Source organism: Bacillota bacterium (assembly GCA_013178125.1).
Classification (GTDB): domain Bacteria; phylum Bacillota; class SHA-98; order Ch115; family JABLXJ01; genus JABLXL01.
Genome location: JABLXJ010000054.1, coordinates 14,494 through 28,878, shown reverse-complemented (window position 1 = coordinate 28,878; position 14,385 = coordinate 14,494). Strand labels below are relative to the sequence as shown.

Genomic DNA, 14,385 nt, shown 5'->3' with positions numbered 1-14,385 from the left:
CCGATTATCCACCCAATTTTCAGGATTCGACCGGTTTCCCCAGTCAACCCGGTCAGAATTCAGCAGGAGGATCAGGATACTGTGAGCTGGCTTGGATTGGGTAAATTAGAATCTTACAATACGCTTTCCTCCGTGGTGTATAACAGGTTGAAGCAAGCCATTCTCGAGGGCAGGCTGGAACCCGGGCAGAAGCTGGTGGCTTTGCAGATCGCAGAGGAGATGGGCGTGAGCCGCATGCCCGTGCGTGAGGCGCTGAAGCGCCTGGAGGCAGAGGGGTTTGTCTTCTCCTCACCGCATAAAGAGGCGGTGGTCGCCGATCTCTCGCCAGAGGACATCGAGAGGATATATGAGATTCGCCGGGTGCTGGAGGCGTTCGCCATCCGGAAGGCCTGCCTCAATATAACTGAGAATCAGATCAAGGAGCTGGAGCGAATCGTGGAGGAGGCTGAGGTCTTGATGAAACGCGGGGAGGACGGACTCTTCCAGGAAAAGAATGACGAGTTTCATTTTGCCCTATTTGAGGCGGCCGATAACGATAAGCTTGCCCAGATCCTTACAAACCTCTGGGAGCAGTGTAAGTATTATAGGGCCCTAGGCACGGTTTTAAAGGGTAAACCGGAGGTATCCTTGGCCGAGCACAGAGGGATCATAAAGGCTATCCGCGATGGTGATCCGGATACTGCAGAGAGGATCCTCATGGAGCATACCAATCGCCCGGCTAATGCCCTGGTTGAGTTCCTGAAGATGAGAGAGGCGGGGAAGAGAAGGGCACCAGCGGCTCATTTGTGAGTCGCCCGGAGAATTGGGTTGGGAACCCTTCGATACCTTTCAATATCATAATAGATCAATGACAATAATGGTGGGGTTGTCTATAGGCGGGTGCAAGCAGGCAGAGGCGGATATAGGTTATAGATGACTCTATAAAGTGACTTTAAAAAGGTCACTTTTATCCTCTAGTGGTTGCTGCCTCAGGCGGCGTGGAGGCCTTGGAGGTAATAGAAGCTATGAGATACGGCTACGCACGCATAATCAAGGGGGCTATATCATATGCGTGAGAACAAGATCAAGCAGGCGCTTAGAAACGGCGAGGTTGTAATCGGGACGATGGTATCGGAGGTGAGGACTCCAGCCATCGCGCAGATGATGGCGACGGCGGGATACCAGTTTATATTCATAGACATGGAGCATTCAGCGTTCAATATGGAGACAGTCCAGGATATGATCCTGGCATGCAGGGCGGCCGGCATCCAATCCATTGTGAGGACGCCAGGCATGGAGCGGTGCTCGCTCTCCCGCCCGCTGGATGCGGGGTCGGACGGGATTCTGGTCCCGCAGGTTGAAACGAGGGAAGAGGTCGAGGCTATCGTAAGGGAGACGCGGTATTACCCGCTTGGTGAGCGGGGGTGCGCCTTGAGGCGCCTCCACAGCGACTACAGGAAGGTGGATACCGTTGAATACACGGGGCACGCAAACGAGGAAGCCCTTGTAGTCATCCAGATAGAGAGCGAGCGTGCGATAGAACACCTGGATGAGCTGGTGAACATCCAGGGGGTTGATGCCGCTTTCATCGGGCCGAATGACATGTCGCAGTCATACGGCATTCCCGGCCAGATAAAGCACCCCAAGATGGTTGCAGCCTACAGGCGTCTGATTGAGGTCTGCAACAAATACGGCGTGGCTCCCGGCATGCACCTCTTCAATCTGGAGGATGTGAAGGAGTGGGTTGGGGCCGGCATGAGGCTTATAGCCTACTCCAGTGATATAAACATGATAGTCGATATAGCTTCAAAGCAAGTGGCAGATATAGAGCAGATCTTGGGGAGGTAGGGGTGCCGGCGATGGAAGTGAGCCGGCAGTTAGCGAGCGGGCTAGGTCGTCTCTGTTAAGCTTGCACGGGGGCGACTTTGGGGTCTAGAAGAGTATAAATTATAGCTTCAGGTGTTCGGGTGTTTGAAGGGCTGAATGCGCCAGGTCGGGCGTCCGTCATCGGGTTGGATGACCCGGAGTTGATCGCAAAGAGATGATATAGAGTGAATCCTATGGTAGATATCTTGGGGCAGTAGGAGCGGGTCAACAGTGGATGCTGGGATAGGATCGATTAATTAAATGCCCCTTAATTTTTTTACCTTTTTGGCAGGAATTTTATAATACTTATAGAAATATTATCTCGAAATGACGAGAGTTATATATAAGAGTTATAGGTAATCTTTCGTGGGATATAGAACCTTTGTAGACATTTCCCATGGGGATCACTTGGAAGCGTGGATGGCAGCAGTTTGAGCTTTATATTCGCGTCCTTAAGGGGGTGGTAGGTGGGGCTAGAAGTGGATAGACTGCCGGAGTGTGCCATGTCAAACCGGCACAGCGTGGGGTACTAGCTATCAATAACCCGGATAGGAGGAGTGGCAAATTGTTCAGAAGCGTTAATCAGAAAGTTGTGTTCGGATTGTTTATCTGTGTTGACTTAATACTTGCAGCCTTCGGCATTGCCTCCGCAGCGACGTGGAAACCGACCCGTCCGGTAACGATTGTATGCTGGGCCGGCGCGGGCGGGGCCACAGACCTTTCAAATCGTGCGATAGCCCAGGCACTCCAGAAGGAGATGGGTGTTCCATTTCAGGTCGTGAACATGCTCGGGGGTTCAGGCGGTGTCGCCGCCAACCATGTCTGGAACCAGAAACGCGATGGCTACACGATTCTTGGGGTATCTGAGACGGTCCACGGCGTGGCGGTCCTCGGGGTCTTTGACAAACCATCATCAGTATGGGATCTCTTCATGATAATGGGGAGCCCTGGCGTCATATCAGTGCCTGCGTCATCACCCTATAAGACATTCCAGGACCTCATCGATGCGGCTAAGAAAAAGACCATAAAGGCAGCAGCCTCGCAGGCCGGTAGCGTCTGGAGCTTGAAGCTCATCCAGGTCCAGGAGGCTGCAGGGGTCAAGTTCCACCGTCTACCTTATGAGGGGAGTCACCCGTCGCAGGTCGCAGCGCTTTCCAATGAGGTTGATTGCGTCCTGACCGCCCTTGCAGAGCAGAGGGAATACATCCTTGCCAAGAAGCTGCGTCCACTTGCGATCATCGAGAGGGAAGGTGCCGACCTGGAAGGTTACGGGCATATTCCATCGATCGCCGACTTCTATCCCGATTTCAAAAAGCTTCCTATCATTATGCAGTGGGTCGGGATTGCTTTACCAAATGATACGCCTGAAGATATCAAAGCTGCTTACCATGCCGCATTTGATAAAGCAATGAAATCCAAAGAGGTTGTTGATGTTGCGAAGAATATGGGCTTTAAATTGTTCGGACTACACGGTGATAAGGTGAAGAGCTTACAGAAGCAGCTTGACTCGGTCTTCTCGTGGACTCTATATGATGCGGGATTCGCGCAGAAATCACCTGAAGAGTTCAACATACCTAGACCTTAGTGAGGCTGCCACAGGGGGCGACCGGGGCCTCACAATCGACCTCGGTCGCCTTCTCCTAATGGTCTGGTGGTCTTGTCTAGTCCAGCTGGCCGGTTTATCGACCTTAATGCACCCCGAAAGAAACATGAGGCGAGGTGGCATCATGGAGAATGTGGGGAATAAAGAGGATGTCAGGAAGCTTCGAAAAGCCGATCTGGTAACGAGCGTATTCTTGTTCATCTTCGGACTTCTCTTCCTTATAGGCGCCTTGAAGATGCCGGTTGCAGAGTTTGTCCGGTACACAGGAACGCGTGCGGGGATGTATACCGCCCCGGGCATTTTCCCTGCGTTTGTGGGGATCATCATCATGCTGGAGGCTGTGCTACTTTTCCGGGTCGGGCTCTTAGAATCCGGTGGTATTATAAGAGAGGATTTAAGGGGAGCGGCCGCATATTTCAGAGGGAAGGAATTCCAGAGGCTGATTATCGCCCTTGCATTAATCGTGCTTTATATCTTCGGTATGCTGGGCCGTATTCGATATGAGGTCGCGACCTTCATATTCTTGTTTGCAACCATGGCCATCTTCCGGGACAGGAAGACGTCGCTCGTGAAGATAGCGATAATCTCCGTCTTGGTGGCTGTTGCGGTCGGCTATGGTTTTTCGAAATTCGCCAGGATACCGTTACCGTAGGGGGGTGAAGCAACCGTATGACGGCGATAATAACACTATTCACTGAGCTTTTGAAGCTAATAACCCTGCAGAATATTCTTTTACTCTCCGTGAGCACCACAGCAGGCATAATTATCGGCGCCCTCCCCGGGCTGACGGCCACTATGGGTATAGCCCTCTTAACAGGGCTTACATATGGGATGTCGACCGACGCAGCCCTGGTGGTCCTGATGGGAATCTATGTCGGAGCCATCTACGGAGGATCTATATCGGCTGTCTTGATTGGGATACCTGGTACCGGGTCCGCCGCAGCAACAGTGCTTGACGGGCACCCGCTGGCCTTGAAGGGTGAGGGTGGGACAGCGCTAGGCCTGGCAACTATCGCTTCTTTCCTGGGGACGTTGTTTGGCATGGTTTGCCTTGCGGGCTTCACGCCGCTCTTACAGAGAATCGCACTGGATTTTACATCCCCGGAATTCTTCCTACTGGCTGTCTTTGGTGTTATGATCTGTGGCTCCCTGACGGCACAAGGCATCCCCCTAAAGGGATGGATAGCGGGGTTCATCGGCCTTGCAGCATCATGTGTAGGATTAGAGGGGATTCACGGGTACCCGCGTTACACCTTCGGGAGCGTTGGCCTCATGGGCGGCCTCGCTTTCGTACCGGCGATGATTGGGATGTTTGGCATTCCCAGCATACTTTCGGAATTGGCTAAGGTAAACGCGGCTGCCAGGGTAGCGAGCGTCGGTAAGGGCGGCGCATCGGTTATGATGCTCTTGAGGAGATACCTCGCGACGATACTGAGATCAGGCCTCCTTGGCGTCTGGATTGGCGCGATCCCGGGGGTCGGCGAAGATGTAGCGGCATGGATGTCGTATGATCTAGCCCGCAGGAGCAGCAAACACCCTGAGAGATTCGGGAAGGGCGACTATGAGGGCGTGGTGGCACCCGAGACTGGTAATAATTCCGCTATAGGTGGGGCCCTTATCCCCCTATTGAGCCTCGCTATCCCGGGAAGCGCACCGACTGCAGTTCTCCTCGGGGCACTTTGGCTTCACGGAATTCGGCCAGGTCCCATGCTGACATTCGAGTTCCCGACGTTTATTTCCTATATGAGTGCACTGCTGCTACTGGCGGCATTCACCATGAGGTTCTTTGGGTGGTTGATCTGCAAGGTCGCGCCTAAGGTGCTTCAAGTCCCTGCCTTTATGCTGATGCCAATCGTGGCAGTCCTGTCAGTCATTGGTAGTTATGCGTTAAATATCAATATGTTCGATCTCTATGTGATGTTCGCTTTCGGTATAATAGGATATTTCATGGACAGGATGAAGTACCCCGTTGCACCAACTGTGCTGGGGATAATTTTAGGTCCCCTTGCCGACACGAATTTCCGGCGCACGTTACTTGCATCGAACGGGAGCCTGTTACCCTTCTTCACGAGGCCACTTTCGATCGCCATAGATATTTTGATCCTTTACGCCATATTGAGCCAGACGAAGGTGACGGGTAGAATCATCGAAGCTGTAAGGCGTAGGTTCGGCCACGCAAATGCCGAAGCCTGAGTGGGTTGGAGCTGGGTCGCAATGCCGTATTCAGATTACAACCAGAATCTGCAATTAGAATCTGCGATGTTTGATTCCAGGCGTTGAATATAGCTATCCCAGATAGCTATATCGAGGTAGCTATAGGTAGCTACATAAGGAGCAAAATAGGGTCAAAATAGGGTGCAAAAATGGAGGTAATGCAGAAATGCGAAGCCGCGAGTCGATTGTCAAGGAGATAGGTGATTATTTCAAGTCGCCCCACTGGCAAGGAATCATCAAGCTGTGGAAGAACCCCGATGAGCCCGTGTATCACGCCCACGCCTTTGTTGATAACCAGGTTGATTACAGGTGCCTCCAGCCCATTGTCGAGGCTAACCTCGAGGCGAACGGGCTCATCCTGGATCGTGAGATCGACCATGTTGGACCGGGCCCCGGGAGGGCAGCCCTTCACGGCATACACCCTGGATCAAGAGGCTTCATGCCGCTGGTCGACTGGTTCTGGAAGTATAGCAGTGATGTGGTGCTGAAGCCGATGGATCCCGCGCAGGGCGAAGGCGGGAAGAACCTCATCTGGTGGGGCAAGTCCTATATGGATGAGTGGTTCAAACAGTTTGAATTCAAGTGTGTGGGGCCTTATGAAGAAGAGGAGATCTTGAACTGGATAAAGAATAGTAGGCAATGGAAGAAGATGGTCTACCTCCTGGAGAATATGGAAAAGGAAGGTATCTCGCACTTCCACACCAATACCGAGATCAATTTCGACCCTAAGGTGTTCGACATATTCGCCCGCCAGGCCATGAAGGAGATCGGGTGGACGATCTGCAACGCGACTCCGTGCGTTTATAAGGTCGGTAACGAGTATCGCGGGAAGATCACATACTCCCTCGCCCACCCCGAGGAGGTATTTGATATCTCCTGGAAATTCAATCCCGATGTCGTGATCCGCCCCAGCACCGAGACGTTCGTCTTTACGGATGATCCTGAGTTTGATATCTGGACGGTAAAGATGTTCGATGACACAGCGGTTCGCGGCGGGGAATATATCAAGCTCTCGGATGTCGAAATCCAGGCTGTGATAGACTCGTTCAAATAGGTCCGGAGCCATTTCATTTATTTAATAACGCTATGCACGTTGGCACTATGTATTGTTGGCGGTGAAAACATACACGAGTAAATTAAGAGGCATCGCGGCGGGGTATGCCAATTGGACATAATACCCCCGTACCGGGCCTGAAAGAGGGGAGCGCGAGGTAGACCCTATGAGTATAAAAGAGAATATAGGCTTCATTGGCCTTGGCTCGATGGGTAAATCGATGGCCAAAAATCTCTTGAAGGCAGGGTTCCCCCTAACAGTCTATGATATCAGGCTGGAGCCCGTGGAGGAGCTGAAAGGCCTCGGCGCGAGTGGGGCAGCAAGCCCCAGGGAAGTGGGAGCCAAATCTGATATAATATTCGTGATGGTTCTCAATTTCCCCCAGGTTGAATCGTGCACTTTCGGAGATGACGGAGTCCTGGCCGGGATGAAGCCGGGTAGCACCCTGATCGTTACGAGCACGATTGCTCCATCGGAGATCAAAAAGGTGGCTGAGGCCGCGGCAGCGAAGGGCGTAAACGTCCTTGACTCGCCTGTAAGCGGCGGGGCGAGAGGCGCGGCGGCAGGCACGTTGACCATGATGGTCGCCGGGTCCGATGATGTCTTTGAGGCCTGCAAGGACGCGCTTTTTGCAGTTGGGTCTAACACCATTAAGGTCGGCAATGAGATTGGAATCGGGCAGGTCGTGAAGGCTGCAAATCAGCTCCTCGTTTCAGTCCACCTCGTTGCCATCGGCGAGGCCATGGTCCTCGGCACCAAGGCAGGGGCCGATCCTGAGATCATGTATGAGGTCATCAGGAAGAGCGCGGGCAACTGCTGGATGTTTGAGGACAAGATGCCCACGATTCTGGAGGGGGATTTCTCCACGAGGGGGGCTCTGGATATACAGATCAAAGATCTTAACATCTGTTTGATGACGGGCAAGGAGTTAAATGTGCCGCTCTTCACGAGCGCTGTCGCGCGCGAAGTGTTCTTGTGGGCCAATGCGATGGGGCTCGGGCGGCAGGATGCATCCGCTATTATTAAAGTATTTGAGCAGGTCGCCGGGGTAGAGGTGCGTAAGCGAAGCAAGTAAGGCAAGTGAGAAGAAACAAATGGGAAATAACAAGTAGAAATGCAGCTCAGGGCGACCATGCTCGAAATATCATGGGAGGAAGGCTTTGTGTTGGAACAGGCAATTGATCTGGATAAGGACATAAAAGACATAGATAAGTACACGGTAAAGACAGTTGAAAGGGCATTTCAGATACTGGACTGCTTCTGGGAGAATGGGCCGCAGATCGGCGTCACTGAGGTATGCAATAAACTAGGGATTAACTCTAATATGGCTTTCAGGCTCCTGATGACGATGGAAAAGGCAGGCTACATCTCCCAGGACCCGTCTACAAATAAGTTCCAGCTCACACTAAAGGTCCTCCAGCTCAGCAGGGTCGCCCTTAATGCCATGGAGATAAGAAGGCAGTCCATGCCTTACCTTGAGGCTTTATCGCGAGAGTATCGCGCCGCAAACGTTAACCTTGCCGTATACGAGCAGGGCGAAGTAATCTCTATCGCAAGGTTTGAAAGCGAGAAGGTCCCAAGGACGTATTTCCATATAGGTAGAAGGTTACCGGCTCATGCTACAGGTGTTGGCAAGATCCTGATATCGGAGCTGGATGATGCGGAATTGGAGAGTGTAGTAAACACTAGGGGCCTGAAGAAATACACCGAGAAGACCATCTCCACCCTCGAGGAGCTGAAGAAGGAACTCGAAAAGGTCCGCCATGAGGGACTGGCGTGGGATATCGAGGAACATATACCGGGCGTCAACTGCGTCGCTGCCCCCATTAGGGATGGTGCGAGGAGGATAATCGCGAGCGTAAGCCTCAGCGCATTTGAGATTCACATAAGTCTCGAAGAACTTAAAGAGGCCTCTGTGCGGTTACGGGAGACAGCGAATAGCATATCCCATGTCATGGGGTTCTATAGCGATTATTAGCGGTTATTGGGAACTATCGCGGGCTATTGTGGACGGGTCACCTGGCACAGCAGCACACAACTACGATGGGAGCATTGGAAAAGAATATGAAAAAAAAGGTTCTAATAGTCCAACCCATTCATGAAAGCGGCGTCGAGGTTCTTGAGCCATATTTTGATGTTAAGGTTGCTTCAGATCCATCTATTCCAACCCTGTTGAGGGAGATAGATGGGGCCCACGGCGCCATCGTGCGGACCGCGCCATTCCCGGCGGAGGTAATTGACAAAGCGAGAGACCTCGAGGTCATAGCGCGTCACGGCGTTGGCGTCGATAACATAGATGTCGAAGCAGCTACGTCCAGGGGCATCCCCGTGGTATATACACCTAATGCAAACGCAGTCTCCGTAGTTGAGCATGTCATCATGTTTATGGGTGCCCTCGCTAAGGTGTTGCTGCCTTATGATAAAGCTACGCGTGAGGACAATTTTGGCGTTCGCAATGAATACCGGGCGGTCGATATCAATGGAAAGACATTAGGAATAGTTGGGGTCGGGCGCATCGGGGGGCTGCTCTGTAAGAAGTGTATGGCAGCCTTTGATATGAGAGTCCTGGCATACGACCCGTACGTCCCAGCGGAGAAAATCTCTGAGATAGGTGCCACCCCGTGCAACGACCTTGACGAGCTCTTAAGAGAATCCGATTTTGTATCATTGCACCTCCCTCTGACGGATGAGACGCGCAATCTCATCGGAGGACGTGAGCTTGCCCTTATGAAGCCAACCGCATTTTTGATAAATGCTGCGCGCGGTGGGGCCGTTGAGGAGGCTGCTCTTATAGATGCCCTGACCAACCGGCGGATCGCCGGGGCGGCGCTGGATGTCTTCGAAAAAGAGCCACCTGACCCCGATAACCCGTTGCTCAAACTGGATAACGTGATCCTCACACCTCATTCGGGAGCCCTTACGCAGGAGGCGGTTATCAGGATGGCCACGGGGGCGGCGGAGGGAGTCAGGGATGTGCTCCTTGGCAAGAGGCCGCAATTTGTGGTCAACCCCCAGGTATTTAAGGGGTGGAATGAACAGACCAGGCATGTCCCATAGATACTTATAGGTATTTAGGAGGCAGGTAGATGTTTAACATAGACTTGGCAAAATACAGGGTAGTTGATCTCTCAGTTATGGTCGTGCCAGGCCAGGAAAAGCGGCGTATGGAGATACGGCGGAAAACCATAGAAGCCGATGATACCTATATGTTCGAGATCGATACCATGAGCCATATCGGTACTCACGTCGAGGCCCCCTCGCATTTCGTGGCGGAATGGAAGGATGTTACGGATCTAGACGTCACCCACTATATGGGCAGGGCCGCGGTGGTGGATATCGACTTTCCAGATTATCACCAGCCGATAACCCCTGCAGTCTTTGAGGCCGCGATAGGTGACGTCATCGGCGAGACAGAGGTCGTGCTCTTGCGCAACCTGGCGCGCAAGCGTCCTGAGCCCTCGGTGCCGGCCGAGCGCCATTACCTAACGCTCGAGGCGGCCAAGTGGCTTGTTGATAAGAAGGTCAAGATGTTCGGCTTTGATACATCGTTCTGCACGGGGGATGGCAAGGGAGCCGCGCGCGAGGCACATGATGTGCTTTTGAGCAAGGATGTGCTTTTGATAGAAGTCCTTGGGAATATGAACGAGCTAAGGAAGAAGCAATGTTATTTTATAGCGCTTCCACTCAAGATTAAGGGCCTCGATAGCTCCCCCGTTAGGGCTATTGCGATCGAGGAAAGGTAGAGGCTCTACAAGACATATCAGGAGGCTTGCAATCAATGAGAGGGAAGCTGGAGATCAAAGGGATAATCCCGCCTATCGTTACCCCCCTGACTGATAGTGAAGAACTTGATGAACAAGGTCTGCGCCGGGTATGCAATCTCATGATTGATGCCGGCGTCCACGGCATCTTTCCGCTGGGGAGCCAGGGGGAGTTTTGGGCCTTTGATATGGAGGAGAAGCGCAGGATTCTCGAAATAGCCGTTGAGGAGGTTGGGGGCCAGGTGCCCGTCTACGCTGGGACTGGGGGCGCCACGACCCGGGAGGCGATCAAGCTTACCAAGATGGCCGAATCAATCGGAGTAGATTGCGTTTCCGTGATCACCCCCTACTACATATATCCATCTCAGGATGAATTATATGAACATTATACGGCCATAGCTGGGGCGACAGCCCTCCCTATAATACTCTACAATAACCCAGGACGCACTGGAGGAGTAAACCTCAAGCCTGAGACCGTGAAGCGGCTCTCTAAGATAGATAACATAATAGGCATAAAAGATAGCAGCGGGGATTTAGGCCAGACCTCGGAGCTCATCCGCCTCACCGGCGATGACTTCGCAGTTTTGGCCGGGCGAGATACTCAGATCCTGGCTGTGCTTGTATATGGCGGTAAGGGGGCGGTCGCGGCCACTGCTAATGTGGCCCCTAGGCTTGTCGTAGAAATCTATGAGCGTTTTATCAAGGGGGATATAGAGGGGGCACTGCGGGCCCAGCGAACGCTGGCTCCCTTGAGGAATGCCTTTGGCTTAGCGTCTTTCCCCGTAGTGGTAAAGGAAGCCATGAACCTGATAGGTTGGCCATCCGGGCCGGCGCGCAGCCCCGTGGGCAGGATAGCTGGTGAAGCGAGGGTTAAGCTGATTGAAATCCTGAAAGAGTTGGGTCTCTCCGTGGTTGTAGGGTCATAAGAATCAAAGTCAAGATTATGGAAAATAGGAGGTAGAAAGGCAATGTCGAGGAAGGATGTAGTAAAGGGTGTCGTCGATTATTTCAATGGCGAACAGTGGAACACTTTCATTACTGGACACCTAATGGAGCCTAAGGAAGAGATTTACCACGCCCATGTCTATGTCGATACTTCTATCCACCCTGATTCTTTAATGAAGGTTATGGAGGGGTACTTCAAGGCTAAGGGGTGGGACCTCGATCGTAAGATCGACCTGACATCGCCCAAGCCGAACGTCGCGGGCCTTCATGGAATTCATCCTTTTGGTATGCCGCACTTTGATTTCTTCTTCCGATTCAACCCCAATGCGGTGCTGGAGCCCATGCCGCCGACGGCCAAAGAGGCCGAGCACGGGTCAAATCTCCTCTCATGGGGTAAGAGCTATCAGGATAATTTCCTGAGCAAATTCAATTTCAAGTGCGTAGGGCCGCGTGAAGAGAAGGAAATCCGCAATTACTTCCTTTCGAGGCACTGGAAGAAGACTCTGGAGTATACCGTGGATGATAACGTCACGCATTGCCACGGGTATGTTGAGATCAACTTCGATCCCAAGATCCTCGAGCTTCTTGCGAATGAGGCCCTGGCCAAGATCGGCTGGACGGTGGAGAAGGTTGTACCTTGCGTCTTCGACGTCCACGGCGAATACAGGGGCAAGATCGTTTACCTGATCGGCAACCCTGAAAAGATGTTTGATATCGGCTGGGTTTACAACCCGAACGTCACGATAAAGCCGAGCGAAGATGTATGGGTCCTTGGAACACCGGGCTTCGATCTCTGGACGTGGCCTATGTATGATAAAGTTCTTGCTGATGGGAACTTCCAGCCACTGACCGATGACGAGGTGAAAGAGGTAGTCGCTGCATTTAAGTAATAATTCATACTCCCAAGGGCGGTTTAGGGCTTTGGGGACCGTATAATACATGTAACAAAGTACTGCGGGGGAATACGGATGTCACCAACAATAAACTCCAAAGTCGGCTTCATTGGGCTCGGGATCATGGGGAAGCCGATGGCGAAGAACCTTATCAAGGCAGGGTATAAACTCGTATTATATGATATCAACCCTGCCCCTGTCCAGGAACTTGTTTCGCTGGGCGCGGAGGCGGCAAAGTCCCCCAAGGAAGTCGCCCAGAAGACCGAGGTTATTATAACGATGCTCCCGAATTCACCCCACGTCAAGCAGGTGGTGCTCGGTGAGAACGGGGTTTTGGAGGGGGCGAAGCCGGGCTCGATCATCATCGATATGAGCTCAAAAGCCCCTCTGGTATCCGTGGAAGTTGCAGCCAAGGCCAAGGAGAAGGGCATCAGGATGATGGATGCTCCTGTGAGCGGTGGTGAGCCGGGGGCGATAGCGGGCACGCTCTCGATAATGGTCGGCGGTGATGAGAAGGACTTTGAGGAATATCGCGACATGCTGTTGTGCATGGGCAAGAGCGTGGTGCGCGTTGGGGATATCGGGAGCGGCAACACCACTAAATTGGCCAACCAGATCATCGTTGCGTTGAATATCGCCGCCGTATCGGAGGCGCTCGTGCTGGCCACAAAGGCCGGGGTATCGCCAAAGCTTGTATATGATGCCATCCGTGGAGGCCTTGCTGGCAGCAACGTGCTTGATACCAAGGCCCCCCTCATGATGGCGCGCAAATTTGACCCCGGCTTCAAGATCGACCTCCATATCAAAGACTTGGCGAATGTGCTCGAGACCGCTCACCAGGTTGGAGTGCCCGTGCCCCTGACGGCGGCTGTTATGGAGATCCTCCAAGCTCTAAAGGTGGATGGCAAGGGCTCGAACGATCACGGCGCTATTGTCAATTTCTATGAGAAGCTTGCTCAAATCGAAGTGAAGGCGTAGGGTTAGGTCAGGAGTGGATAATATCTTGCGCCTAACGCTACCCTGTTAGATATAAAATTCTTGATAGAGGCTGGTCTCACGATCATAGACGATCTAGAAATTAGAAATATGCTCGCAGCTGCGGCCAGGGCATGCGGCTAGTGCGAGTCCTGCAACCAATCCCCCTGACCGCAGCAATGCCTATTCTAACAGGCCTGTGGGTGGAAGACTTCCGTTCCTCGGTATGCTCTCATCCGATTCGGGCGGGTAATTCATGCCTGTTCATTTTAACCTGCTTATTTCATCTACGAATCTCCTCAAAAAGCTATTGGTACCCATGACGGTTACAGGAAATCCCTTTTCCACCTTTTCCGTCAATATATGCCGCCTATCTAGACTAACTAATACATCTGCATGAGCTCTGAACGCCCCAGCCAGCACATGGCAATCCTTTTCATCAACCAGATGTCGCCATCGAGCTTCCTCTTCTGTGGTTGGAGGGTCTGTGAGCTCGATTTCTGTAGCTCCCAGCTCCTGATAATAACGTAACAAGGCTTTTGCGGCCATCTTGCTATTTATGTTGCGCTCTGCTTCAAGTAGTATCCTCTTAGTGGCTATAATTTGTAAATACCCACGTCGCGCCAGTTTGAGAATGAGGGCGGAGCCTCCAGTAGGAGAGCCAGCTGCCGCCACCCAGCAGCTTGCATCCAAGAACACCCTGAGCCTCTTGTGGTTTGATTTCTGAGTCATGGCTCGAGTAATTTCTCCACTTTACGGGCGATCTCGGGGCCGATCTTATCTGCCTTCAAAAAATCGCGAATCTCTTTACGCGTATATTCCCGGAAGTGGCCAGCCTCAACCATTTTTCGTTCTGTTCCCTTTTCTGCATCATATGACATATCGGGGTTATTCAAAAACCTATCTAGGGCTTGTGGGCTTATTCTCCAGAGTCTCCCCACTTTAACCCCTCTGAGCTTGCCATTTCTGAGCCACTCACGAATGCTCTTAGGGCTAACAGCGAGACGCTTCGCAACTTCTTCAGGCGTCAATAGCCTATCCATCTAAGCCACCTCCTTTAAAGATAATTATAATTTCTTTATTTATCCCTGTCAA

15 protein-coding genes are annotated in these 14,385 nt (G+C 52.3%); 13 read left to right on the top strand and 2 right to left on the bottom strand.

Annotated features, from left to right (window positions below):
* Positions 1 to 81: 81 nt before the first annotated feature.
* The 13 genes from HPY71_15820 to garR all read left to right on the top strand — a co-directional run bounded on the left by HPY71_15820 (position 82) and on the right by garR (position 13,293).
* Positions 82 to 789 carry a GntR family transcriptional regulator gene (locus tag HPY71_15820; protein NPV54955.1) on the top strand — a complete coding sequence of 236 codons (708 nt, stop codon included), beginning with the start codon at positions 82 to 84 and terminating at the stop codon, positions 787 to 789.
* A 258-nt stretch (positions 790 to 1,047) separates the two neighbouring features.
* The gene (locus tag HPY71_15815) at positions 1,048 to 1,827 is read left to right on the top strand and encodes a hypothetical protein (protein ID NPV54954.1); all 780 of its coding nucleotides are present in this window, start codon (positions 1,048 to 1,050) and stop codon (positions 1,825 to 1,827) included.
* Between the two features lie 583 nt (positions 1,828 to 2,410).
* Positions 2,411 to 3,430, top strand: a complete 1,020-nt coding sequence (locus HPY71_15810; protein ID NPV54953.1) for a tripartite tricarboxylate transporter substrate binding protein — start codon at positions 2,411 to 2,413, stop codon at positions 3,428 to 3,430.
* 142 nt (positions 3,431 to 3,572) lie between these two features.
* A complete protein-coding gene (locus tag HPY71_15805) occupies positions 3,573 to 4,100 on the top strand; it encodes a tripartite tricarboxylate transporter TctB family protein (GenBank protein NPV54952.1) in 528 nt (175 codons plus the stop codon).
* A 17-nt stretch (positions 4,101 to 4,117) separates the two neighbouring features.
* On the top strand, positions 4,118 to 5,641 hold the full coding sequence (locus HPY71_15800; GenBank protein NPV54951.1) for a tripartite tricarboxylate transporter permease: 1,524 nt from the start codon (positions 4,118 to 4,120) through the stop codon (positions 5,639 to 5,641).
* Between the two features lie 187 nt (positions 5,642 to 5,828).
* Entirely contained in the window at positions 5,829 to 6,716 is an 888-nt protein-coding gene (locus tag HPY71_15795) for a hypothetical protein (protein ID NPV54950.1), read from the top strand.
* A gap of 166 nt (positions 6,717 to 6,882) precedes the next feature.
* The gene (locus HPY71_15790; GenBank protein NPV54949.1) at positions 6,883 to 7,791 is read left to right on the top strand and encodes an NAD(P)-dependent oxidoreductase; all 909 of its coding nucleotides are present in this window, start codon (positions 6,883 to 6,885) and stop codon (positions 7,789 to 7,791) included.
* Positions 7,792 to 7,878: 87 nt separating this feature from the next.
* Complete coding sequence (locus tag HPY71_15785; GenBank protein ID NPV54948.1) at positions 7,879 to 8,694, top strand: IclR family transcriptional regulator; 816 nt, start codon at positions 7,879 to 7,881, stop codon at positions 8,692 to 8,694.
* Positions 8,695 to 8,780: 86 nt separating this feature from the next.
* Positions 8,781 to 9,773, top strand: coding sequence for a hydroxyacid dehydrogenase (locus HPY71_15780; GenBank protein ID NPV54947.1), 993 nt, complete (start codon positions 8,781 to 8,783; stop codon positions 9,771 to 9,773).
* Positions 9,774 to 9,802: 29 nt separating this feature from the next.
* Positions 9,803 to 10,459, top strand: coding sequence for a cyclase family protein (locus HPY71_15775; protein ID NPV54946.1), 657 nt, complete (start codon positions 9,803 to 9,805; stop codon positions 10,457 to 10,459).
* Positions 10,460 to 10,494: 35 nt separating this feature from the next.
* Entirely contained in the window at positions 10,495 to 11,403 is a 909-nt protein-coding gene (gene dapA / locus HPY71_15770; GenBank protein ID NPV54945.1) for a 4-hydroxy-tetrahydrodipicolinate synthase, read from the top strand.
* A 42-nt stretch (positions 11,404 to 11,445) separates the two neighbouring features.
* Positions 11,446 to 12,312 carry a hypothetical protein gene (locus HPY71_15765; GenBank protein NPV54944.1) on the top strand — a complete coding sequence of 289 codons (867 nt, stop codon included), beginning with the start codon at positions 11,446 to 11,448 and terminating at the stop codon, positions 12,310 to 12,312.
* Positions 12,313 to 12,390: 78 nt separating this feature from the next.
* Entirely contained in the window at positions 12,391 to 13,293 is a 903-nt protein-coding gene (gene garR / locus HPY71_15760) for a 2-hydroxy-3-oxopropionate reductase (protein ID NPV54943.1), read from the top strand.
* A 261-nt stretch (positions 13,294 to 13,554) separates the two neighbouring features.
* On the opposite strand, the gene HPY71_15755 is transcribed toward garR, so the two are convergent.
* Both HPY71_15755 and HPY71_15750 read right to left on the bottom strand, forming a co-directional pair.
* Positions 13,555 to 14,022 carry a PIN domain-containing protein gene (locus HPY71_15755; protein ID NPV54942.1) on the bottom strand — a complete coding sequence of 156 codons (468 nt, stop codon included), beginning with the start codon at positions 14,020 to 14,022 and terminating at the stop codon, positions 13,555 to 13,557.
* A complete protein-coding gene (locus HPY71_15750) occupies positions 14,019 to 14,333 on the bottom strand; it encodes a helix-turn-helix domain-containing protein (protein ID NPV54941.1) in 315 nt (104 codons plus the stop codon). The genes HPY71_15755 and HPY71_15750 overlap by 4 nt, the downstream gene beginning before the upstream one ends.
* Positions 14,334 to 14,385: the final 52 nt, after the last annotated feature.